This is a genomic window from Candidatus Bathyarchaeia archaeon, from assembly GCA_038873195.1.
In the GTDB taxonomy this organism is placed as follows: domain Archaea; phylum Thermoproteota; class Bathyarchaeia; order Bathyarchaeales; family Bathycorpusculaceae; genus DSLH01.
On the sequence record JAVZEV010000001.1, the window covers coordinates 632,665 to 656,916 of the forward strand.

A 24,252-nucleotide genomic window follows, 5' to 3' on the forward strand; every position below is an offset into this window, starting at 1 on the left:
CACATTCTCTACAAAAAACAACATGATATGTAGTTTTAACGCAAGAATATAGTAAGGCATATAAAAAAACAAATAGTAGTAAATACCATAAACGCGGTGAACTTTTTGGAAAGCAGAAAAGTGCAAAAAGTAGGATATTCAACAATGACCGTGTCGCTACCAAGCGAATGGGCAAAACAGAACAATATTAATCCAGGCGACATCGTCTTCCTCTTGCCCGAAAAAGATGGTACGCTGAAAATCGTGCCAAGCCACGTGGCACAAAAAGAAGAAGCAGATGAATACATAATAAATGCTGATGCATGCGACGAGCACGGACTGCTTGAAAGAATAATCGTGGGAAGCTACATACTGGGACGAGATGTCATAAGAGTAACCTCTGCAACCAGAATAGGAAAAGCACACGTGGACGAGATTCGCCGAATTGTCCGCAAACTAATAGGATTAGGCATTCTCGAAGAAACCCCAAAAAACATTCTGCTACAATGCTCCGTCGACCCAGCAAAATTCAAACTTGACATGCTAATCAGGCGGTTGTCTCTAATTTCGTCAACAATATTGTCTGAAACCATGCAAGCCTTTCTTGAAGGAAACGAAACCTTAGCCATAGAAGCCATAAACCGCGAAGACGAAGCCGACACAATCTACTATTTAGCAGTGCGTCTACTCTTGGCTGCGCAACAAAAACCAGAAATTGCAGAACAAACAGGCGCAACCGACGTGCTCTTCATTCCTGCAACACGCTTGATACTTCAATATTTAGAATTGATTGCAGACTACTCGGAAGACATGGCTAAAAAAATCATCGACCTCGAAGTTTACCGTCGTAGATTGCCGAAAAACGTGATTGAAAAAATCTATCACCTCAGCGAGCTAACACAAACCATCTTCCAGAAAGCTTTAGACTGCGTTTTCACACGCGACCTCAAAGTTGCAAACAGCGTGCTAGAAATGAAAAGCGTACTCCAAACTGAATCGGACAAGCTCATGCGGGAAATTCCTGAAATTCCATACTTGAGAGCAATAATTTCGTGTTTAAACAAAATTGCAGACAAGGGCGCCACGATAGCAGACATCGCGATAAACAGAGCGCTGGAGCAACCGAGTAAGGAAGTGGAGAACATTATTCGCACAGTAAAACATGTGCGAACTTTACCATTAGCCGCGAAGAAGAAAACTTAACATTCTTTTTGCGTCATAATTACTTCAGATTTGGCTTGAGAAGGTTAATATAAACAGAAATAAATAGTATATATAGAAGGTGTGTCATGCACCATGAACGACTTTGAAGAAGCGTTACGAAATATAGATGTTTTCTGCAAAGTTTTGGTTAACAAAATCGTCGGAAACGAAGAAAACAGCAACATCACAATCGAGCCGATGGAACATCTCCTATATAAAAAGTACATAATAAGCGAACAGGTTGAGTCTAGTCCTATAGGCAAAAATTTCATTCCTCTTCCACAACTTGAAGAACCTTTAATTGACATTTTCGAGGAAGACAGGTACGTTAGGATTCTGATGCAGTGCCGCTGTAAGGAACAAAAAGTTACAATTCACCCAAGCATTGACGGTTTAGAAATCTGCAAGAGAGAATGTCACATTGATTCAGAAGGCACGGAAGTGTGTGTTGACAAATGCCAGAAGATAAATGTGCCAGTTAAAGAATTGCAGCTTGAAGACATGACTGTGAGATGTTCAAATAACGAAGTTTTTGAGGTTACTATTCCAAGAAAAAGCTACGAAAGCTAGAGCGCAGTCTCAGTTATTGTGAAGCGGCGCCTTTCCGTTTTATTCGAATTCTACACGCTTCTTCTCCGGAACATTTGGAACACGTGTAGATAACGTCAAACTCGTTTTTTTCAGGGTCAGAAGGATTAACGATAAATGCGAAACATTCTTCGCCTTTGCTAATTGATGCTCCGCAGCAAAAGCATTTATGTTCTTTTAAAGCGACAACTTTCATTGTTTTTTCCCGAGAGAACATGTGGTGAACGGTTGTTCTTAACGTTTTCCACGAACAAAACAAGAAAATAACGTGATAAAAATAAAAAAAGAAAATCGAAAAGTGCTTCTGAGCACACAAAGGTTTCTTACATGATCTTGCTCAGCACCTTGTCCAATCGGATTTTATGGAAGTCAAGCGCAAGCTCTTTAGGGTCTATTCCCAACGCTAAGCTTAGAAGTTCAGAGTAATGGATAACGGGTATGTTGTATTCTTCCTTGTAAGCAGATTTTATCAACATCTGTCCAAGGTCTAAAGTTAAGAAGCAGAAAGGACAAAGCGTAACAATGCAGTCGGCACCCGCTTTTGTTGTGTTAACGATTTTGTCACGGGCAATCGCTAACGCAACATCGTCAGCATAACCTCTCAAGAGCCCTCCACAACATTTCAGTTTGTTTCGGTACCAGATGCTTTTTGCGCCTAATGCTTCGATTAAATCGTCAAAGATGTGCGGGCGTTCTGGGTCGTCGAATTTCAAAAGCGCGCTTGGTCTCAGCAAGTGGCATCCTGAGAATGATGCTACTTTAAGACTGTTCAAATCTTTAACAACGTTTTTCTTTAAGCGTTCTAAACCAACATCATCCATTAAGACTCTCAAGTAATGTTTTACTTCCTTGGTTCCTTTGAATTCTTTGCCAGCGTTGGACAAGATTTTGTTGACTCTTGCTTTCAGTTTCGGATTTTCTCTCAATAGGTTGTTTGCCATGGCTAGAGATTCGAAACAGCCGGTGCACAATGTTACAATGTCGAGGTCGGCTTCTTCGGCTAAGCAAATGTTGTGTGCGGCGATTGCTAGGCTGGTTTCCATGTCTATGGATTGTAAGGGTGGTGGAGCGCAGCAGGTCATGTTGTCTAAGTCGACGAGTCCTATTCCAAGTCTGGTTAAGGCTTTTCGTGCTGATGTTTCATAGTTTGGTTGGCGGGCGGGTATGGTGCATCCTAAAAAGAGCGCGTAACTTGTCATGGCGTTCCTTCCTTCTTCCACTGTATTTTATCGAATCCTGTTGCGGCAAGTATTTTCTTCAATGTGTCTAAGCCTGCTGGTCTAAGCGGTGGTAAGCCATATTCTGGTCTTTTCTTTTCCACGAATTTGGATATTGGAACTATGCGTCCTTCATTCATCAGTCCAGTCGCGAATTCCGAGTAGATGTTGGGGATGTGTCCTTCTTTGATGGCTATGTTTCTTAACGCGTAGATAACGTCTGCTATTTCGACTTTCTGCGGACACCTTTCTTGGCAGTTGTAGCATGAACTGCATAGCCAAATGGCGCCGCTTGTGAGAACTTCTTGTTTCTCGCCTAAAAGTGACAGTCTGATAATGTCTCGGGGGTTGTAGCGTTCAGTGGTTTTGGCGACTGGGCAACTGCTGGCGCATGTTCCGCATTGATAGCATAAGGCTATGGTTTCGCCGCCTAACTGGCTTCTTATCTCGTCGGAAAATGAGGTTGCAGAGGTTTTTTGTTCTTTTTCATGCTTCATTATGCTTTCTCCTTTTGTGAAAGTCACATTAACTGCAGTGGACCAAGCTTTTCTATTCTTTCAGTCATCATCTGCGCGGCTTCTGCGAATTTGTCGCCTTCTATGAAAACCATGTGGAACATTTCTAAACGTTCTGGCTCTATGCCGTATTCCTTTAACAGCACTTTTGCAAGGTCTACTTTCTTTTGAGCCTTTTGACTGCCGACTTCGTAATGGCAACCGTCAGTTTTGCATCCTACAACCATGACGCCTTGAGCGCCAGCTTTGAAGGCTTGTAAGAACTGGTGGACTTGCAAGATGCCGGTGCATGGGACTTTCATTACTCTGACGTTGGCTGGATACTGCATCATCGCCATGCCAGAAGAGTCCACGGCTGTGTGACCACATTCTGAACAGGTTATAGCAAGAATTAACGGTTTGGATGTTCCATTCACAGATAAGAGCGCGTTCATTTGGGCTTCCATTTGGTTTGGTCGTGAGTGTCTAAGTTCTATGGCGTTGACGGGGCATGTGCCAACACAAATGCCACATCCTTCACATTTGAGGTCAGAAACTTGTGCAACAAAGTGATCTTCGCCCTTAGGCACTAGTGTTATGGCGTTGAATGGGCAGATGACTGGACAGAACTCGCAGTCTCCGCAGTACTCTTCATTCACGAATGCTGTTCGCTGGTCTTTGATTATTTTGCCAGTGGACAAGAATTTGGCGGTTTTCACAGCTGCTGAGTGAGCGTGCAGAGAGCTTGTCGGAGCGTCTTTTGGAAAAGTTGCGCCTCCACACAAGTATATTCCTCTGATTTTGGTTTCTGTTGGTCTCAGTTTGGCGTTGTATTCTTTGAAGAAGCCGTCTTGGTCAAGTTCTATTCCGAGCATTTCGGCAAGTTCTTTAGTGTCTTCTGAGGGCACCATTGCGGTGGCTAAAACTACTAGGTCGGCTTCGAGTTCGAAGAATCTTCTTAAGATAGCGTCTTCAACGTCTACGATTAAGATGTTTCCGTCTGGGTCGTGTGAAATTTCAGTTGGTCTGCCTTTAACGAACTTTATTCCCATTTCTCGGGCTTTTTCATAATAGTATTCGTGTTCTCTTCCCGTTGTTCTGATGTCGATGTAACAGATTGTAATGTCCGTGTCTGGATATGCAGATTTAATGAGCATCGCGTTTTTCAGAGATATCATACAGCAAATGCTTGAGCACCATGGGTTCCATCGTCGGTCGCGTGAGCCAACACATTGGATGAAAACGATTCTTTTGGCGGGTTTACGGTCTGAAGGCTTTATAATTGCGCCGTTTGTGGGTCCGAAACCGTCAATCATTCTTGCAAGTTCAAGATTGGTTATTACATCGGGATATTCGCCGTAGTGATATTCTTTTATAACGCTTGGGTCGTACTCTTTGAAGCCTGTCGCGACAATTATGCCGCCAACATTAAGCGTTAACTTCTCAGTTTTCTGGTTTAATTTGACGGCTTTTGTGGGGCAAATCTCCACACATTTAGCACATTCTTGGAATTTGCAAGCGCTCTCGTCGATTACGTAGACTGGCGGATGAACTGGTGGAGTGTTTATGTAGATTGCCTTTCGTGTTTTCAGTTTCGCATTATATTCGTCTGGCACTTCTACTGGACAGACTGTCGTGCAAAGGTCGCAACGAACACATTTGGACTCATCAACGTAGCGTGGTTTCTTCTCAACTGTAACCTTGTAGTTTCCAGGAACTCCTTCAACCTTGACAACTTTTGAGTTAGTTAATATGTTTAGGTTTGGAATTTCGGAAAATCCAGAGCGGTAAACGCATTTTCTTGAAGTGTGAGTTATAGCTTTCACGTCGGAAGCCGGAGATTGTATGCAGATGGCGCAGTCGTCTGTTGGAAAGAATCTTCCAGCACGAGCCGCTAGACCGCCAAGAAATGGAGCTTTTTCAACAAGATGCACTTCAAATCCCAAATCAGCCAAATCTTCGGCAGCTTGCATCCCAGCAATTCCACCGCCTATCACAAGAACAGACTTGACAGCTGGAAACTCCAGCTTCTCCAATGGTTCGAGAAGTTTGGCACGTTCAATGGCAGCTGAAAGCATCGCTTTGGCTTTTTCTGTAGCTTCTAATGGTGCGTCTCGGTGAGGCCATGCGCAGTGGTCTTTGAGGTCTATAACTTCCACGAGGTATGGGTTAAGCCCAGCTTCTTCTGCGGCTTTGACAATTTTTACTTCGCTCAGTTTAGGAAGGGTCTCTGCTACGACTAGTCGGTTTATCTTTTTGCTTTTTATGGCGTCCACGATAGTTTTTAGTCCTTCGCCTCTCCAGAACTCGTTTCCTCGCACAACAAGAGCTACGCCTGAAACTTTCTTCACGTGCTCTGTCAAGGCTTTGAAATCCAGTATTTCAGCGAGTTGCTTTCCACAATCAGATAGGAATACTCCAACTTTTACTTCTTCCATTTTTCATCCCTCACCTTCTCAACGTTTTTACTAAACGCTTTTCACTGTCGTAAATTTCAACTTCAAGCGGCATCTCGCCAACAGCAAAGTGTGTAGCACAAGCAAAGCATGGGTCGTAAGCTCTGAAAGCCATCTCAACCATGTTCAGTATGCCGTCGCTGACTTTACCGTTGCGTATCAAGCCCTTTGCCGCGTTCTTTATGGACATGCAAATGCCAGGCGCATTGTGGGTTGTAGCCACTATCAAGTTGACTTTTTTGGCTAAGGCTTTCTCGTCAAGTATGTAATGGTGAATAAGCGTGCCTCTGGCTGCTTCCACGATGCCTACGCCTTCTCCGGGCTTTCCCGGCTTGTTTTTGATGTCCTTTCTTGTTATGCCCGGGTCTGTTATCAGCTCCAGCGCGCGTTCCGCTGCGTATAGAAGCTCGATTAATCGTGCCCAGTGGAATGCCAAAGTGGCGTGAACAGGTTTGCCGCCGAGTGTTTTGTACATTCTCTTGTATTCTTCGTTTGCCAAGGGCGTTGCCATGCCTTCAGCGGCGTTTAATCTGCCTAAGGGTCCAACACGGTATATGCCGCTTTCTGGTCCGTCAACGAATCCGTTCCATCCAACTTTTTTCAGGTATGGCAGTTTAACGTAAGTCCATGGTTCAACGTGTTCTTCAATAACGTCTAAGTATTCTGAAGGGGCAAATTTCACGAATTCCTTCCCGTTTGGGTCTACGACTCGAACTTTGCCGTCGTAGAAGTTCACGTGGTTGTTTTTGTCAACTGTGCCCATGTAGTAGGTTTTAAGCGCATAAGGCTCACTTTTAACTAAGTTCACGTAATCAGCGTTTTTGAGAACTATGTCATCAAAGAGTTTCAAGGTGAACTTTGCAAACTCCACGCAGCTTCTAATCATTGTTTCTATTTCTCGCCGCTCCTCTTCAGACAAAGCCTTAGCGATTCCACCTGGCACACAAGCGCTCACGGGATGGGTGGGTCTTCCGCCAAGCATGCCGGTTATTTTTTGTCCATAAGCCCTATGCTTTATCACTTCTTTGCCGATTTCTAAGCCAGCCTTTTCTATTACGCCGAGAACGTTTCTTTTTTCTGGAGGAGCGTCTGGACCAACAACAAAATCTGGACCGCCTAAGAAGTAGAAGTGTAAGATGTGGTCGTAAATGTAGTAGGCGACGTATTCTAACTCTCTCAGTTTCTTGGCTGTTTCTGTTGGTTCCACATTGAACGCGGCGTCTAAGGCTTTGGCGCTTGCCATGTGATGCGCGACTGGACATACACCGCAGATTCTCGTGGTTATTATAGGTAAATCTTCGGCTCTTCTTCCCTCGCAGAATTTTTCGAAGCCTCTGAGTTCTGGAACCTGCAAATAAGCGTTTTCCACGTCACCCTTGTCGTTTAAGAATATGGTTATTTTTCCGTGACCTTCAAGTCGAGTTATTGGATTTATTACTATTTCTTTCATTTCATCATCTTCCTCCGCAATATCGAGTTAGCGAGAGAATACTTGTAAAAGGTTCCAACGGGGTCAACAACTTGTTCGATGACGCTTGGGTTGGTGGCTATGGATGCAAGAGCACTTATTGCTGCGGCGCCTTGGTCGCTCACCCGCGGTGCTGGACCACCGCAACCCGTGCATGGTATATTCACTTTGGGACATTGCGCGCCGCATCCTGCGCGTGTTGCGGGTCCCATGCAGATGACTTGTTGGTCCCAGAAGCATGTTTTGAAGTCATCGTCTATTTCGTAGATTCTTTTTATTTCGTGGAGTTTTCGGTCTTTCTTTTCTCTTGGGCATTCATCGCAAACTGCCTTTGTCGGAAGTAGGCTGGAGCCTTTTGGTGGGAGTTTGCCGCTTGCAATTGCTTCGATGGCTTGGAGGATGCATGGGATTGGCGGTGGACATCCAGAGAGGAAGTAATCCACGTCTACGGTTTGAGCTAAAGTTTTCACTGTGTCATAAAACTCTGGCAGTTCAAGTTCTCCTTCTTTCACTTTTAATGAGGTTTGCGGGGTTACAGATCGCGGGTTTTTTGTTGAGGGCGTTTCAAAATATGCTCTTTCAAAGATTTTCTCTTTGTTCCAAAGGTTTCCGAGGCCTATTACGCATCCGTCGCATGCGCATGAGCCGAATGCCACTAGGGTTTTGGATTTTTGTCTTAGGAGTTTTGCCATGTGCTCGTTTTCTTCGGTTCTTATGGCGCCGTTGAAGAAGCATACGTCAATGCTTTTGTCTGGCATGGCTTCGACATCTTTGTATTTTATGTCTATGGCTACTGGCCAAAAAACGATGTCGGCGATTTGTATTACGTCGAGGATTTTTTCGTTTATGTCTAAAACGGCGATTTCGCAGCCTCCGCAGCTTGCTGCCCAGTAGAAGGCAATTTTAAGTTTGTTCATCTTGTCACCTGTCTGAAGCAATTTTGATGAAAGAATATGATAATTGCAGTTTCTATAATTTAAATTTAGCCATTAGTAAATAGAAAAATGATGATTAAGCCTTATGCGTTAAGCTTAGCTTAAACATGTGACGAGTTACGCGGTTAAGGCTTCACCTTTTTCTGTTTCCTTCTGTTCTACTCGTGCGGGTTGCGATTTTGTCTGTTCTAATACGTGCTCCATGGTTTTTGGCGGTTCACATGACACCGCTTCTTCTTTTAGGCTGAGTGTGCCTTTGACTGTGCCGTCTTCCATGTACTTCAGTGCAAAACCCATTTTCTGTGTTAGGCTGATGGCTCGGTGGTTGTCCGGCAACATTATCGCGTATAATGTTTCGATGCCCATGTCCCTGCAAATGTCAATTGTGTAGTCAACCATTTTCGTGCCCAAGCCGAGTCCTTGCCATGGGTCTGCAATTATGAAGGCGATTTCGCCTGTTTTTCCGTCTGGTTCGATGCTGACGCGGACTACGCCGAGGATTTTTCTTCGTCCTTCTTCGGTTAGTTCGGCGATTATGGCGATTTCGCGGTCGTAGTCGATGTTGCAGTAGCGTACTCGCATTTCGTGTGGTGTGTCCTTTATTATTTGGAAGAAGCGGTAGCGTATGGATTCTTCGCTGAAGTTTTGGAACATTTCCAGCCATAAGGGTTCGTCTTCGGGTTTTATTGGTCTTAACAGCACGGTTCGCCCGTCGCGCATCCGCCATAAAGTCTCATACTTCTTGGGGTAGGGGCTTATCACGAGGTGCTGGTGTGGCTCGATTTTTTGGAAGACACGTTCTTTGTCTATGAGAATACGCGCGTCTATTGCGCAAGCCTCTTTCTCGTTTATGAAAAGCGGGTTAATGTCAATCTCTTTAATTTGTGGAAAATCAATTAACAGTTGCGAAAACCGCACGATGATTTCTTCGAGAAGTTTAATGTTAGCGGGCGGCACGTTTCTGTAGCCCTTTAGAAGCTGGTAAACTTTGGTTTCTTCCATCATCCGCCTTACCAACGTCTGGTTTAAGGGTGGAAGCCCAAGCGAAAAGTCTTTGAAAAGTTCCACGCCTACGCCGCCCATGCCGAAGAGGATTACGGGTCCAAAGAGTGGGTCGGTTTTGGCGCCAAGTATGACTTCGTAGCCGCGTTTGTTTATCATTTTTTGCACTGTTACGCCGATGATTTCAGCATTGGGGTTGTAGGCTTTGGCGTTTTTTATGATGGTTTCGTAGGCTTCGCGGACTTCGGTTTCGTTTTTCAGGTCGAGGATTACGCCGCCAGCGTCGGTTTTGTGCGTTATTTGCGGCGAGAGGATTTTTAGAACGACTGGATAGCCGATTTGTGAGGCGCATGAAATTGCTTCTTCTAGTGTCTTAGCGACCATTGTTTTTGCTACTGGAAACTCGTAGTATTCTAGTAGTTTTTTGGCTTCGGCTTCGTTTAGGAGCTCGCGATTTTCTGCGGCCGCGTTTCTGATTATTGTCATTATCGGGCGTTTTGGCGGAGACGCGTCGACTGGGAGCTCTTCTGGTGTTTCGTAGATTAGTTCCAAGTTGCGTTTGTAATGGTACATGTAAAGGTAGGTTTTGATTGCTTGTTCTGGCGTTCCGTATGTTGGAATGCTGTTTTGGTTTAGGATGCTGTTTGCGTCTTCCACGGCTCCGCGTCCCATGAAGGAAGTTAAGATTGTCTTGTTTTGGTAGCCCCTGTTCTTTACTACTTCTGCTATGGCTTGTGCGATTTCGACTGGTTCAGCAACTGCTTGAGACGTGTAGATGATTAGGATGCCGTCCACGTTTTCGTCGTTTAAGCACGCTTCAACTACCGCCTTGTAACGATCTGCATGCGCATCACCTAGAATGTCGATTGGGTTGCCTCTGCTCCAGTAAGGCGGCAAGATACTGTTAAGATAATCCATTGTTTTCTGGCTTAGTTTGGCGAGTTTTCCGCCTCGCGCGATTAACGCGTCAGTAGCCATGACTCCGGGTCCGCCTGCGTTTGTGATTATGGCGAGGTTTGGTCCTTTTGGTAGGGGCTGCATGCCTAGGACTTCGGCGGCGTTGAATAGGTCTGCGATTTCTTCTACGCGTACCATGCCTGCGCGTTTGAATGCAGCGTCGTAAATCATGTCTTCGCCTGTGAGCGAGCCCGTGTGTGATGCGGCGGCTTTTGCGCTTTCTGTGAATTTGCCTGCTTTTACTACGATTATGGGTTTTGTGCGTGCGAAGTGGCGGGCTGCGCTTAGAAATTTTCGCGCGTTTGTTATGCCTTCTATGTACATGAGGATGCTGCGGGTTTTTGGGTCTGTTCCGAAATAGTCGATTAAATCGCCGAAGTCTACGTCTATCATTGAGCCTACTGAGACGAAGTTGCTGAAGCCGATGTTTTCTTCTATTGCCCAGTCAAGAATTGCGGAGCCAAGCGCGCCAGATTGGCTGATGAAGGCGATGTTGCCTGGTTTGGGCATTTTGCTTATGAAAGTAGCGTTTAAGTTGACACTTGGGCGAATGACGCCTAAACAGTTTGGTCCGATTATGCGTAAGCCGTATTTGCGTTTTATTTCAGTTATTTTGTCTTCTAGTGCTTTGCCTTCTTCGCCGATTTCTTTGAAGCCTGCTGAAATTATGATTATGCCTTTTATTCCTGCTTTGCCACATTGTTCGACTATTTCGGGGACGGTTTTGGCTGGAGTGGCGATAACGGCTAAGTCGACTGGTTCTGGGATTTGGTTAACAGACTGGTAAGCCTTTAAGCCTAAAACTTCTGGCTTGCGAATGTTTACGGGATAGACTTTGCCATTAAAACCAAGCTCAATAAAATTTTTCATTAACGCATAGCCTACAGTGCCCTCTTCGTCGCTTGCGCCGATTATGGCGACGCTTCGAGGATTAAAAATCTTATCAAGATACAAGGTAACCAAGACAGAGCAACCATCCAGATAAGTGGTGAATCCTATAGCGGAAATTAAAACTTTGCGACTTAATACTACAACTTTCGCTTGAGGAACTTGTTTCTTTCGTTTAACGAAGAGTCATTCGAAATATAAAGAAAAGTGATTTTGGGTTAACATGCGCAAGTATTAAAAATCAATTGCATGAAAGATAGTGGATTGATGTGTTATGAAAAGAAAAATCGTTCTAACCCTAACATTGACAATACTGGTGTCTGCTTTATTATGTGCAAAACTTATCTCAATAAACCCTACGAATGCCGTACAAACAACCGTACAACTTCTGTGGACGAATCCCATGCAAGTACACGATGTAGCAGTCTCAGCCAACGGCAACTACCTAGCCGCAGTAAACAACACCGGCTTACACTATTTCGATGCAGACAGCCCAAACCCAATATGGTCTTACCAGCCCGAAGCGGGCACACTCTTGTCAGTGGCTATATCCGCTGACGGCGACTACGTGGTAGCAGGCGACACCAACGGCTACCTACACTACTTTAACCAGTCAACCCACAGAACAGGCAGCCAAACCACGCCAACATGGACAAGCATGGGCATGGGCCCGGGACCAGTAGAAAAGGGTACATTGGATATGTCGGCAAACGGCAACTACACCGTAGTAGGGGGAACAGGCATAAGTATATGGTACTACGCTGGATGCATAGCACGAACAGGACCAGACCAGACTCCAACATGGACCCGCATGGCAGGCGTAAGCGACTACCGCACTGTCCATATTTCACCAAACGGTAAATACGTGGCAGGCGGCGGAGCAAGCTACGAAGGCGGATTTGTAATTTTCTTCAAAGACGCAGACACGCTTGAAGGAAACCCATCACCAACATGGATGGCGCAGACTCAACTAACCAGCACAATAATGGAGTTGGCACTGTCAGACGACGGTTACGCAGTAGCAGCAATAGACTCTGGACCAATACCATCAACCCTATATTACTGGGCAAACGCCACAAACCTAACAGGCGACCCAGAGGCAACATGGACAAATCCAAACGCGTTCAGTTGCGTAGATACTAACGGCAATGGCGAAACGGTGGTAACAGGGGGAATCTACTTTACAAGCGTGCACTACTGGGCAAATGCAAGGACACGCGAAGGAACACAAGACGAAGATTGGGTAAACCTAACCGAAACAAACGTCTATGACATAGCAATAAGCAAGGACGGAAGCATAATGGCGGTTCCAACCATGGACCCCTCATCAGGCGATTACGCAGCTTACTTCTTAACAGCAAATGGTAACATCATAGGCAACATCACGTTGCCGTCTTTCGCAAACATGGTTTCAATGTCCACTGCGGGCACAACAGTAGCAATGGCTGGACCGGGCTACGACAGCCTATACCTATTCAAAATAGAAACAGACTCAACCCCGCCCTCAATAAACGATGTTTACCAACAACCAGACGAAGACAACGTGTATCCAACCAACACTGTAATAGTCTACGCCAACGTGACAGACGACCAAAGCGGAGTAAAACAGGTAATATTAAACTATACTACTGGCAATGGAACATGGTTCACCCAAACAATGGAGCTTTACATAGCAGACATCTGGAACGCCACAATACCAGCCTTCCCATACTGCACAACAATAACCTACATAATCATAGCAGAAGATAACGCTTACAACACAATATCAACAGACGAACTGGGATTCGCGCTTCAATACCACGTCATCCCAGAATACACGCCAACACTACTCATACTAGCGCTAATGACAGCAACAACCCTAACAGCCACAGCCTACAAAAGAAAAAGAAAATAATAACACACCCCATTTTTCTCATTAAACCACAATTCACCGAAAAATTCAACCTATATATAAGGGAGGGCTATACCTTCCACGAGCACAAAAAGAACACAATCGCCTAAACATTCAACTTCTGCTTTATCGCATTCCGCTTCTCATCCGCCAAAGGACCAAACTTCTTAATACGCTCAGTAAACATCACGAACAACTCCGCAGCCTTCTTATACACTGGCAAAGGCACATAACTATACCGCACACGCATGCTCTCCACGCCAAACTGCGCTAATTCGCGTCCCAACTCAATCATCCGCTTCTTCGTAAACTTCTCATCAATCTCCTCACTGCCCTCAATCACCAAAACACCATCCGCGCCAAAAGCAAACGCACTAAACAAATGCTTCCTACCCAAAATCGCCGTAGAAGGAACTGCAACAATACGAATATTCTCCGGATAATTCGCGCGGTCCAAACCCAAAAAGTCCATACCCGTATAACCAACATTCTTATCCACAAACGCAACAACCCGCACTTCACCAGCATCTTTATCCGCCAAAACACCACGCAACTGCGCAAACAACTGCCTACTCGTCGAATTCTTAAAATCAATCGCTTCTTGCGGACAAACAGGAATACAAGCACCACACCCAACACACTGAAACGGGTCAACTTTAGCCTTACCATCCACCATAGTAATCGCGTTAACTGGACAAACAGGCACACATGCTTGGCAACCATTACACAAATCCGCAATCACAAACGCCTTTTCTGGGCTAGTCGTCACATAATCACTCTTCAAAAACAAAGCCGCCTTAGCCGCTGCTCCCAAACCATCACTAACCGTATCACGCACATCCTTAGGACTCAAAGCACAACCACAAGCAAAAATTCCAGTAACAAGCGAATCAACAGGATCAAGCTTCGGATGCTTCTCAGTAATGAAACCATCCTCACCAATCGAAACCTTCATCTTCTCCGCAAGCTCCTTCAAACCCTTAGGAGGAACCATCGGCGTCGCCAAAGCAACCATGTCAAACTCTGCCTCGCCAACCTCACCAGTCAACGTGTCCTCAGCCTGAACCACAAGCTTACCATTACTGTTATTCTTGAAAACTTCCGCCACTTTCCCACGAATAAAAGTAACACCTGCTTCCTGATCACGCCAATACAAATCCTCATAGCCCTTTCCAGTAGCCCTAATATCCGTATAATAAATCGTAACATCAATACCCAACATTTTCTTCAACACAAAAGCCTGCTTCAACGCGTACATACAACAAATGCGGCTACAATAAGGAATATACTTCTTATCACGCGAACCAGCACACAAAACAATCGCCACACGCTTAACATCGCTGCCATCCGCACGCTTAACATACCCGCCAGTTGGGCCAGTCGCAGAAACAAACCGCTCCAAATCCATCATCGTAATAACATCCTTGTAAACACCATAACCAAAAGTCTCAAGTTTACGCGCATCATAAAGCTGATAACCAGTAGCCAAAATTATGCCGCCAACCTTCAACTCCACAACCTGCCCAGCATCATCAATATTAATAGCTTTAGCAGGACAAAGCTGCTCACATTTACGACACTTGTTACACGCTTCAAAATCTATCACATAAGCAGAAGGAACAGCCTGCGGAAACTCAATGTAAGCCGCCTTTCGCTTAGACAAACCCTCATTAAACTCGTCCGGAACAGAAATCGGACAAACCTTAGCACACACACCACAACTTCTACACTTCTGAACATCCACACCACGAGGCTTCATAAACACCTTCACATTATAATTGCCCGGACGCCCACTAACTTCCTGCACCTCAGCATAAGTAAGCAAATTAACATTCGGGTTCCTACCAACCTCAGCCATCCTCGGCGTCAAAATACACTGCGCACAATCTAAAGTTGGAAAAACCTTCGTCAACTTCGCCATGTTCCCGCCAATACTAGGCTTACGCTCAACCAAATGCACCTTATAACCCAAATAACCAAGCTCAAGCGCAGCCGTAATCCCAGCAATCCCACCACCAACAATAAGAATTTCCCGCGAACCCTTCTCGCTTATAGTTTCTAAAGGCTCAAGCTCCTTACTCCGTTCATAACCACCTCTAATCAAACTTATCGCTTTCTTCGTAGCCTCCTGCGATGAATGTGGACCCATAACCCAAGAATCTTGTTCCCGAATATTCACAAACTCAAGCATGTAAGGATTTAACCCAGCCCTTTCCAGCACGCTTTGAAAAGTAGCAAGATGCATGCGTGGCGTGCAGCTAGCAACTACAACTCTGTCCAGATTCTCCTTTTTTATAGCTTCGGCAATCATTTCTTGAGCTGGTTTAGAGCATAAATACTTGTGATATTTGGCTACTGCCACGCCTTCCCAGCTTTTAATGGCGTCAACAACTGCTTTAACGTCCACAACGTCGCCTATGTTTCCGCCACATTCACAGACGAAAATTCCGATTTTCGGCGTTTTCTTCTCCATCTTGACAATCTCCGCTTTCCATGATAGTTTTAGATGATACAAGGGAAAACACTTATTAAAAATCTTATGCCCCAATTTAGTTAAAAGTGATGTTGAACATGAACGCTCAAGAACTCGTGCAGAAACACAAGCTTCTCGAGTGCATCCAATGTGGAACATGCACTGGAAGCTGTCCAGTGGCAAGAAAAGCTAACTTAAACGTTAGAAAATACATGCGTGAAGTCGCCACCTTTGGCAAGTTAACAATTCATCCACAGAACGAGCTATGGAGTTGCACGACATGCTCAACATGTGGCGTGCGATGCCCAAAAGAAATAAACCCATACGAATTCTTAATCGACATTCGCAGCATGGCTGTTGAAGAAGGACAAATCGCACCGACAATTCGAGACGCGTTAGAAAGCATATTCAAAAATGGCAACCCTTGGGCAAGAATACGCAATAAGCGTTCAGAATGGAGTCAAGATTTAAATCTCAAGCATGCTTCGCAAGGCGCAGAAATCCTCTATTATGTCGGCTGCACATCAGCCTATGACCCGAGAGTGCAAAACGTAGCCAAAAGCCTTGTAGCATGTTTCCAGAAAGCCGGATTAAACTTTGGCGTGTTGGGCGATGAGGAAACATGTTGTGGAAGCGAAGTTTACGGCATGGGCGAAAAGGGCTTGTTCGATTTTCTCGTTGAAGAAAACATGAAAATTTTCAGCAAATACAACGTAAAGCAAACTGTCACAAACTGTCCCCACGGTTTTCACGCATTCAAAAACAGGTATAATCAAACAAGCATTGAAGTGCAACATCACACGCAACTGCTTGCAAAACTGATAGACGAGAAAAAACTAACTTTCACAAAAGAAGTTAACAAAAAAGTAATCTATCACGACCCATGCTTTCTCGGAAAACAGAACAACATCTACGAAGAACCACGCAAAGTCATCGAAAGCGTGCCAGGAGTAAAACTGTTAGAATTTGACCGTTCCAAAGCAAGAAGCCTTTGCTGTGAAGGTGGTGGTGGAAGACTTTGGGTTGACATTCCAGGTCCTCGTTTGGCAGAAATCCGCGTTAAGGATGCTGTTGAAGCTGGTGCGGAGATTTTGGCTGTGGCGTGTCCATTCTGCCTATTGACCATAGAAGATGCTGTTAAGACAACTGGTAACGAGGGCAAAATCCAAATAATGGATATAGCGGAACTGCTTGCTTTGGCAATTTAGCTTTTTTACATTATTTGTTGTTGGATTTTTCGGAATATTCTTATTTTTCAGAAAAGTCTAAATATTCCGCTTTGCAATTTCTCTCAGGAAGTGAAAACATGACTAACAACACGGGATGCTGCAAAGTCGATGCAGTAGTCACTGTTGATTCTAAAGGACAAATCGTTTTACCAAAAGATTTACGAGAAAAAGCCAGACTGAAACCAAACGATAAATTGGCAGTCATAGGGTGCGAACGTAACGGCGAGGTATGCTGCATCATGATGGTCAAAGCCGAAGCGCTTGGAAACACGGTGAAAAGCATGCTGGGACCAATATTGAAAGATGTTTTCAAGTAAGGAGGTGTTAATTTGGTAAGAGAAGAAGAGATTAAGAAAATGGTGAGAAAAAGCTATGCTAAGGCAGCTAAAAAAGAATCTTGCTGCTGTGGTCCGGAATGTAAGGCAAATTTTGAGCAGATTGGCTACAGCAAACTCGAACTGGAATCGCTTCCCGAAGGCGCCGCTTTCAGTCTGGGATGTGGAAACCCAGTAGCGCTTGCATCACTTAAGGAAGGCGAAACAGTTCTTGACCTTGGTTCTGGTGGTGGGCTTGACTGTTTTCTTGCAGCGAAAAAAGTTGGAGAAAAAGGACGTGTTATCGGCGTTGATATGACGCCTGAAATGATTGACAAGGCAAGAGAAAACTGTAGAAAAGGTGGATACAAAAATGTGGAGTTTCGGCTTGGAGAAATTGAGAACCTTCCAGTTGCAGACAACACGGTTGACGTTATTATTTCAAACTGTGTCATCAATCTTTCACCGAGCAAAAAGAGAGTTTTCGAAGAAGCCTTCAGAGTGCTAAAGCCTGGTGGAAGATTAATGATTTCTGACATTGTCTTATTGAAAGAGTTGCCTAAAGCGATAAAGGAAAAGGAGCAAGCATACGTTGGCTGTATTTCCGGAGCAGTGATGAAAGACCAATATCTAGAATTAATCAAAAAGGCTGGCTTTCAAGATGTTAAGGTTGTTGAAGAAACACGTTTCCCCATTGACTTCGTTGTTGACGACCCATCTGCAAAGGCTATGATGGAAGATTTTGACATTTCATTAGAAGAAGCAAAAGAATACGCTAGCTCAATTGCAAGCATCAAAGTCTACGGCATAAAACCCAAATAGCAAACACACCATTACGAAGACTTCATAAACCCCAACCTTCCAACTATTCTTCTCGGGAAATGCACATGGAAAACTGGGAACTGATAATCATTGGTGCTGGTCCTGCTGGACTTGCTGCTGGAATTTACGGCGCAAGAAGCGGCTTAAAAACACTAGTTTTAGAAGAAAAAATGGCTGGAGGCACAACTGCAGATGCTCCATTAATCGAGAATTACCCGGGATTTCAAAGCATAAATGGAATGGAACTAGCACAGAAAATGGTAACGCATTGCAGAGGTACAGGCGTGACAATCCGCGAATTTGAAAGCGTAATTGGGTTAGACCTTAAAGGCGAAAAGAAAATCGTGAAAACCAACAGGGGAGTTTATGAGGCAAACGCGGTTATCATCGCATCTGGTTCACATTATCGCGAACTTAACGTTCCAGGCGAAAAGGAATTTCGCGGAAGAGGAGTGAGCTATTGCGGAATCTGCGACGGTCCATTGTTCAAGGATAAGCGTGTTCTTGTTGTTGGTGGTGGAAATTCTGCGGTGATGACGGCTTTATATCTTGCAGGACTTGCATCTGAAGTTAAAATTGTCCATCGCAGAAACGAGTTTCGTGCTGAAGAAGCTCTTGTTAAAGATTTGGCTACGAAAAAGAACATTGAAATTTTGTGGAATACTGAAGTGCGGGAAATTCAAGGCGAAAAACTAGTTACCAAAGTAGTATTGTTTAATAATCAAAGTGGCGAAACCCGAGAGATGGTAATTGATGGCGTTTTCATTCAGGTTGGTGAAGCCCCAAACAGTCAATTGGCAAAGGAGGCGGGTGTTGAAGTTGACGAACGTGGCTATATTAAAATTGACATTTTCCAGCGCACAAATGTTCCTGGAGTTTACGCTGCAGGCGACGTTACCAATCATCCCGTCAAGCAAGTTGGAGCCGCAGTTGGTCAAGGCATAACGGCAGCATTGGAAGCTTACGTTTTCATTAGGAGACCATATTACAAAAAATAGGAAATGCTGCAAAACTATTATATCACTCTGAATCTATTTTGAAGATTTCTAGGCACGGTTGACACATTAAGGAACTGAAAGCAGTTAGCATTGGAGAAGTGCCAAGGATGAATGAAAAATGCGTTACTGCAGTAACTATCAATCAAGATTACTGTAGCCGCTGTTCAATCTGTTATTCAGTCTGTCCATATGAAGCTATAACGCGGAATGTTGAGACTGGCAAAGTCGAAATAGATATACAGAAGTGCCAAGTTTGCGGTATATGTTACAGTGCTTGTCCCGTTTTTGCCATTGAAATGGTCTACTACGATTACAATACGCTAGTAGATTACGTAGATTACGTGAGGAAAAAAGTGCAGAGCGACACGCTTGTTTTGATGTGCCGCGGAAACTCGCCTTCAACATGTGAAATTGAAGAAATTTTGGCTGAGCAAGGCTTAAGCGTTAAGGATTATGTTCCTTTGCGTTTGCCGTGTTCTGGGCGTGTTCCAACGGAATTCATTTTCAAAGTTTTGAAATCTGGCATCAAGAATGTTGTTTCGGTTCAGTGTGAAGATGCGTTTTGCCGTTTTAAGGAAGGCACGAAGATTAACACGAGACGGCTTCTTTTGGGTAAAGGTGTGCTTGAACAGTTAGGTTTCAGCAAAGACGTCGTAAAAGTTGTGAAGTATTCTCGGAAAGTTGTTTACGAAACTAAAAAATGTGTTGGTTGCGACAAATGTGTTTTCATATGTCCATATGCTGCTATTGAAGCGGAGCCTTTTGCAACTCCTAAAATACTTTACGATTACTGCATGGGCTGTGGCGCGTGCCAACTTGTTTGTCCGCACCATGCCATTCAAGTTAAAGGTTTCGAGTTTGAAAATGTTCTAAAGCGTTATGGAGAAGCCGCTAGAAAACTGAAGGCTGAAGGAAAAGCACCAGTCATTTTAGTGTTCAGTTGTCAATGGTCAGAGTTTAGGGCTTTGGATGACCTTGAAAGCGAGCTTTTTAAGAAGCGGAATGCTATTGCTTTGGAGGTTCCATGTTTTAAGGCGCTTGACCCAGTGCATGTCGTTAACGCGTTGCAGAACGGCTTTGATGGTGTGATGGCAGTTGTGTGCTCTGCGGAAGATTGCAAACTGCAAGAAGGAAGGGACACGGCGGAAAGAAATATGGCAGTGTTAAAAGATGCTTTGAAAAAAATGGGTTTACAAGAGCGTTTCATGCTTTTTGAAGTGTCTCCAAGATGCGTAGGTGACTTTAACCAAAAGTTGGATATGTTTTGGAAACAAGTTACGGCTTTGCCACCTTTGAAACTGGTGAAAGCGGAGGCTTAGTGGATGTATAAGATTTTGAAGAATGAAGAGTTGGCTCCAAAGATTAAGTTGTTTGAAGTTTACGCTCCTGAAATGGCTGAAAAGGCTAAACCTGGACAATTCATTATTGTTATTGCTGACGAGAAAGGCGAGCGTGTTCCACTTACTATTGCCGATTACGACGCGAAAAAAGGGACGATTTCTTTTGTTTTTAATGAAGTTGGCAAATCCACTAAGCAGTTGGGGCTTTTGAAGAAAGACGATGGCATATGGAACATTACTGGTCCGCTTGGTAATCCTTCTGAGATTAAGCGTTTTGGGCGGGTTTTGTGTGTTGCTGGCGGTGTGATGATTGCGCCTATGCGTTTGCAAGTTAAAGCGTTGAGTGATGCGGGTAACAGTGTTGTCACGGTTGTTGGTGCGCGGATTAAGGATTTGCTTTTCTATGAGGATGAGATGAAAGCGTTAAGTGACGAGTTTTACGTGGCGACTGATGATGGTTCTAAGGGTTTTAAGGGTTTAGATTTTCTTAAGGATGTTCTTGCTAAGGAGAAGTTTGACCGTTGTGTTGTTATGGGTCCTGTTGTTATGATGAAGAACGTTAGCGAAATCACTAAGCCTTTTGGTATTCCAACGGTTGTTACTTTGACGCCTATCATGGTTGATGGTATGGGAATGTGTGGTGTTTGCAGGGTTACTGTTGGTGGGAAAATGATGTTTGGGTGTGTTGATGGTCCAGAGTTTGATGGGCACAAGGTAGATTTTGACGGTTTGATTAAGCGTCAACGTATGTTTCTGCCAGAAGAGCGTTTAAGCTCGCTTTTATGGGAGTTGCATGGAGGTTGCCGTTGTGGCGGAAAGTAAGCCTAAACCCAAAATTAAGAAGGAAGCTGTGCCGATTCCCAAGCAGAAACCTGAAGAGCGTAGGCGAAATTTTAACGAGGTTGCTTTGGGTTACACGGAAGAGCAAGCGCTTGAAGAAGCGAATCGCTGTTTACAGTGTCCCAAGCCGCAGTGTGTTACTGGTTGTCCAGTTGAAATTGAAATTCCAGCTTTTATCAAGTTGTTGCGAGAAGGCAAGTATGAGGAAGCCATAGCGAAGATTAAGGAGAAAAATTCTTTGCCAGCGATTTGTGGGCGTGTTTGTCCTCAGGAAGAACAGTGTCAGCTGAAATGTGTTGTTGGAAAGGTTGGCGAGCCAGTTAGTATTGGGCGTTTGGAGCGGTTTTTGGCTGATTGGGAAAGGGAACGTGGCTTTAAGGTTCCGGAGATTGCAAAGTCGACTGGAAAGAAGGTTGCGGTTATTGGTGCTGGTCCTGCTGGTTTGACGGTTGCTGCTGATTTGGCTAAGCTTGGGCATAAGGTTGTAATTTTTGAGGCTTTGCATTTGCCTGGTGGCGTTTTGGTTTATGGTATTCCAGAGTTTCGTTTGCCGAAGAAGATTGTGCAGGCGGAGGTTGATTATATTCAACGGTTAGGTGTGGAGTTTAAGTGTGGTTTTTTGGTTGGGCGTACTTACACGATTCCAGAATTGCTTAAAGAGCGTGGTTTTGACGCGGTTTTTATTGGGACAGGTGCTGGTTTGCCAGCGTTTATGAATGTGCCTGGTGAGGATTTAGGTGGGATTTATAGTGCGAATGAGTTTTTGATTAGGGTTAATCTTATGAAGTCCTATGCATTTCCGTGTTATGACACGCCTATTCGTATTGGAAAGCATGTGGTTGTTATTGGCGGTGGCAACGTAGCCATGGACAGTGCGCGTTCTGCTTTGCGTTTGGGTGCTGAGGAGGTTTGTATTGTTTATAGGCGTTCAAGGGAAGAGTTGCCAGCGAGGAAGGAAGAGATTGAAAATGCGGAGGAAGAAGGTATAGTTTGTAAGTTTTTGGCTGCGCCTACACGGTTTATCGGCGACGAGAAGGGTTGGGTTAAGCAGATGGAGTGTATCTGCATGGAGTTGGGTCCACCAGACGATAGTGGTAGGCGTAGACCTGTGCCTGTTAAGGGTAGCGAGTTTGTTATGGATACTGACACAGTGATTGTTGCGATTGGTAGAACGCCGAATCCTATTATTCAGCGCACTACGGAAGGTTTGGCGGTTACGAGGTGGGGTACGATTGTTGCAGACGAGAATGGTAAGACGAGTCTTGAAGGTGTTTATGCTGGTGGGGATATTGTGACTGGTGAGGCGACTGTGATTAGTGCTATGGGTGCTGGGAAGAAAGCGGCTAGGGCGATTCATGAGTATTTGATGAAGAAGTAAGTGCTGTGTGAAAGTTATAGCCCCCCCTTATATATAGGTTGAAGTTGTGGTTAGGGTTTGGGTTGGTGGTTAGGTCGAAGTTGTTTTGTGTTGATGGTTTTGAGTGTTATGTGTTTTTGTTTGCAGGCTTTTTTGGTTGTGTTTAGTATGGTTTTGTTCCAGTTTTGTGGGTCGTTTATTAGTGTGATGGTTTTGTAGTTTGTGTGTTGGATGTAGTTTGCGATTTGGTTTGCGACGTATTCTATTGTTTCTTTGTCGAGTGGCGTGGCGGTTTCGTGTTGTGAGAGGGGGTAAACTTCGTCTAGTTCGATTGGGATTATGCCGAAAGGAGCAGCGTAAAAGCAGATATGAGCATCTTTAAGGTCTTCGCCGAATTTCTTTTGGATTTGTTTGAATTCTGGTGATTTGTGGAAGGGTTTTGTTCGTGTCTGTGGCGCGAGCAAGAGAGCTTTTGCGTTTTTGGGTGGTGTGTATCTTTTTGTTAAGCGTTTTCTATGGCGGACTATTTCTGGTCGCATTAGTCCTACTGAAGAGTAGTAGAAGAGTCCGCTTGGTTTTGTTATTGGGCTGTGTTTTTCGATGAATTCTTCGTATTTCTTTAATTGTTTTAGAGCTTGAAGTAGTGAGGGGTGGGCGTGGGCGCGCATTTCTAAGTGTTCCCAGAGGCGTCCGTCTTTTATGGCTTGTTTTATGCGTTTTAATTCGGCAACGCAGACGTATAGGTTGTGTTCTGCGAGGAAGGCTTCTCTTTCGTTTTTAGGCATCTCTAAAATTTGTTTTGGCGTCGTGTGTGCGCATTTTGGACATGCGCATGGGAAATAGTCTAGTTCGTTTAAGCGGTGTGTGCCCGAGTCTGTCATGTAGCGGTTTTGTCTGGCGTAGATTGCGTAGGCTGCAGAATCGAAAAAGTCGCAACCGAGAGCTATTGCCAAAGCGAACATGAATGGGTGTCCGGCGCCGAAAAGATGTAAGGGTCTGTCTGGTGGCAAGTTCATTTTTGCAGTCATTATCATGTCCGCGAGCACATCGAAACGGTAGGTTTCCATGACTTCTGTTGGGCTTCCTAAAGCGTGGATTTGGAAGGGCAACTTGCTCATTTCACGGGCGGATTCTGCTACTAAATCTAGGTGCTTGCCACCTTGGACTGGACCAACCCAGAAGATGTCATCGCGGGTTTTGATTTTGAAAAGTTGTTTGGCGCGTTTTAGTGTTTCTTTTACTGTGGTTTGTGCGTGGGTTTTTGTGACTTTCCATCCTGTTGGGATGTCTAGGATTGTGGCGATGTCCGTGTCTATTTGTTCTTGATAGGCGATTATTTCTTTTTGTGTGATGTCTATGTTGCCGTAGACGAGGATTTGGTAGGCGCCAGAATCCGTCATTATTGTCCCGTCAAAGTCTAAAAACTTGTGTAAGCCTTGTTGAATTGGCTGGTCTTGGAAACGCTTGCGGATGATGTAAGCGTTAGTTATTAAAGCGTTTAAGCCAAACTCGGTCATTATCCTTTTTGGCGGAATAGGCTGAATAGAAGGGTTTACAACAGGAAACAACAAAGGAGTCTCAACAACACCACTTTTAGTCTTTAACCTACCAATCCTCGCAAGCAAATCCCGCTCCCTAACTTCAAAACTCATCATCAAACCTAAACAGAATCAGAATAAACACGCTTATAAAAATGTGGACAGAGTATGTGACTGAACCATAAAGTGCACCAGAATATGTGCATAGAAAAATTGTTGGAGATCGTTATGTGTTTTTAACCATGGATATTTAAGACGTTGCT

At 44.5% G+C, this 24,252-nt stretch carries 19 protein-coding genes; 10 read left to right on the forward strand and 9 right to left on the reverse strand.

Annotated features, from left to right (window positions below; translation table 11 throughout):
• Nucleotides 1-105 precede the first annotated feature (105 nt).
• Both QXW63_03585 and QXW63_03590 read left to right on the forward strand, forming a co-directional pair.
• Nucleotides 106-1,182 carry a phosphate uptake regulator PhoU gene (locus tag QXW63_03585; protein MEM3460976.1) on the forward strand — a complete coding sequence of 359 codons (1,077 nt, stop codon included), beginning with the start codon at nucleotides 106-108 and terminating at the stop codon, nucleotides 1,180-1,182.
• Between the two features lie 93 nt (nucleotides 1,183-1,275).
• Nucleotides 1,276-1,752 carry a hypothetical protein gene (locus QXW63_03590; protein MEM3460977.1) on the forward strand — a complete coding sequence of 159 codons (477 nt, stop codon included), beginning with the start codon at nucleotides 1,276-1,278 and terminating at the stop codon, nucleotides 1,750-1,752.
• Between the two features lie 13 nt (nucleotides 1,753-1,765).
• On the opposite strand, the gene QXW63_03595 is transcribed toward QXW63_03590, so the two are convergent.
• The 7 genes from QXW63_03595 to QXW63_03625 form a co-directional block, all read right to left on the reverse strand.
• Complete coding sequence (locus QXW63_03595; GenBank protein MEM3460978.1) at nucleotides 1,766-1,966, reverse strand: hypothetical protein; 201 nt, start codon at nucleotides 1,964-1,966, stop codon at nucleotides 1,766-1,768.
• A 127-nt stretch (nucleotides 1,967-2,093) separates the two neighbouring features.
• Complete coding sequence (locus QXW63_03600; protein ID MEM3460979.1) at nucleotides 2,094-2,969, reverse strand: CoB--CoM heterodisulfide reductase iron-sulfur subunit B family protein; 876 nt, start codon at nucleotides 2,967-2,969, stop codon at nucleotides 2,094-2,096.
• Complete coding sequence (locus QXW63_03605; protein ID MEM3460980.1) at nucleotides 2,966-3,484, reverse strand: 4Fe-4S dicluster domain-containing protein; 519 nt, start codon at nucleotides 3,482-3,484, stop codon at nucleotides 2,966-2,968. Before QXW63_03605 ends, QXW63_03600 begins: the two co-directional genes overlap by 4 nt.
• 23 nt (nucleotides 3,485-3,507) lie before the next feature.
• Nucleotides 3,508-5,919, reverse strand: coding sequence for a hydrogenase iron-sulfur subunit (locus QXW63_03610; protein MEM3460981.1), 2,412 nt, complete (start codon nucleotides 5,917-5,919; stop codon nucleotides 3,508-3,510).
• Nucleotides 5,920-5,929: 10 nt separating this feature from the next.
• The gene (locus QXW63_03615) at nucleotides 5,930-7,387 is read right to left on the reverse strand and encodes a Ni/Fe hydrogenase subunit alpha (GenBank protein ID MEM3460982.1); all 1,458 of its coding nucleotides are present in this window, start codon (nucleotides 7,385-7,387) and stop codon (nucleotides 5,930-5,932) included.
• Nucleotides 7,384-8,322, reverse strand: coding sequence for an oxidoreductase (locus QXW63_03620; protein ID MEM3460983.1), 939 nt, complete (start codon nucleotides 8,320-8,322; stop codon nucleotides 7,384-7,386). The genes QXW63_03615 and QXW63_03620 overlap by 4 nt, the downstream gene beginning before the upstream one ends.
• 135 nt (nucleotides 8,323-8,457) lie before the next feature.
• A complete protein-coding gene (locus tag QXW63_03625; GenBank protein ID MEM3460984.1) occupies nucleotides 8,458-11,262 on the reverse strand; it encodes a bifunctional acetate--CoA ligase family protein/GNAT family N-acetyltransferase in 2,805 nt (934 codons plus the stop codon).
• Nucleotides 11,263-11,461: 199 nt separating this feature from the next.
• Between QXW63_03625 and QXW63_03630 the strand changes: the two genes are divergently transcribed.
• Nucleotides 11,462-13,081 carry a hypothetical protein gene (locus QXW63_03630; GenBank protein ID MEM3460985.1) on the forward strand — a complete coding sequence of 540 codons (1,620 nt, stop codon included), beginning with the start codon at nucleotides 11,462-11,464 and terminating at the stop codon, nucleotides 13,079-13,081.
• A 103-nt stretch (nucleotides 13,082-13,184) separates the two neighbouring features.
• Here QXW63_03630 and QXW63_03635 read toward each other — a convergent pair whose 3' ends face one another.
• The gene (locus QXW63_03635; GenBank protein ID MEM3460986.1) at nucleotides 13,185-15,551 is read right to left on the reverse strand and encodes a 4Fe-4S binding protein; all 2,367 of its coding nucleotides are present in this window, start codon (nucleotides 15,549-15,551) and stop codon (nucleotides 13,185-13,187) included.
• A gap of 98 nt (nucleotides 15,552-15,649) precedes the next feature.
• Between QXW63_03635 and QXW63_03640 the strand changes: the two genes are divergently transcribed.
• The 7 genes from QXW63_03640 (at nucleotide 15,650) to gltA (ending at nucleotide 22,472) form a co-directional block, all read left to right on the forward strand.
• Nucleotides 15,650-16,759, forward strand: a complete 1,110-nt coding sequence (locus QXW63_03640) for a (Fe-S)-binding protein (GenBank protein MEM3460987.1) — start codon at nucleotides 15,650-15,652, stop codon at nucleotides 16,757-16,759.
• 98 nt (nucleotides 16,760-16,857) lie between these two features.
• Entirely contained in the window at nucleotides 16,858-17,097 is a 240-nt protein-coding gene (locus QXW63_03645; GenBank protein ID MEM3460988.1) for an HgcAB-associated protein, read from the forward strand.
• Nucleotides 17,098-17,109: 12 nt separating this feature from the next.
• The gene (locus QXW63_03650) at nucleotides 17,110-17,916 is read left to right on the forward strand and encodes an arsenite methyltransferase (GenBank protein ID MEM3460989.1); all 807 of its coding nucleotides are present in this window, start codon (nucleotides 17,110-17,112) and stop codon (nucleotides 17,914-17,916) included.
• A 65-nt stretch (nucleotides 17,917-17,981) separates the two neighbouring features.
• On the forward strand, nucleotides 17,982-18,914 hold the full coding sequence (gene trxB, locus QXW63_03655; GenBank protein ID MEM3460990.1) for a thioredoxin-disulfide reductase: 933 nt from the start codon (nucleotides 17,982-17,984) through the stop codon (nucleotides 18,912-18,914).
• A gap of 107 nt (nucleotides 18,915-19,021) precedes the next feature.
• Nucleotides 19,022-20,233: a hydrogenase iron-sulfur subunit gene (locus tag QXW63_03660; GenBank protein ID MEM3460991.1), complete on the forward strand. Its 1,212-nt coding sequence runs from the start codon at nucleotides 19,022-19,024 to the stop codon at nucleotides 20,231-20,233.
• A gap of 3 nt (nucleotides 20,234-20,236) precedes the next feature.
• Nucleotides 20,237-21,076: a sulfide/dihydroorotate dehydrogenase-like FAD/NAD-binding protein gene (locus tag QXW63_03665; protein ID MEM3460992.1), complete on the forward strand. Its 840-nt coding sequence runs from the start codon at nucleotides 20,237-20,239 to the stop codon at nucleotides 21,074-21,076.
• Entirely contained in the window at nucleotides 21,063-22,472 is a 1,410-nt protein-coding gene (gene gltA, locus QXW63_03670; GenBank protein MEM3460993.1) for an NADPH-dependent glutamate synthase, read from the forward strand. The genes QXW63_03665 and gltA overlap by 14 nt, the downstream gene beginning before the upstream one ends.
• Nucleotides 22,473-22,522: 50 nt before the next feature.
• Here gltA and tgtA read toward each other — a convergent pair whose 3' ends face one another.
• On the reverse strand, nucleotides 22,523-24,103 hold the full coding sequence (gene tgtA, locus QXW63_03675) for a tRNA guanosine(15) transglycosylase TgtA (protein MEM3460994.1): 1,581 nt from the start codon (nucleotides 24,101-24,103) through the stop codon (nucleotides 22,523-22,525).
• Between the last annotated feature and the right edge of the window lie 149 nt (nucleotides 24,104-24,252).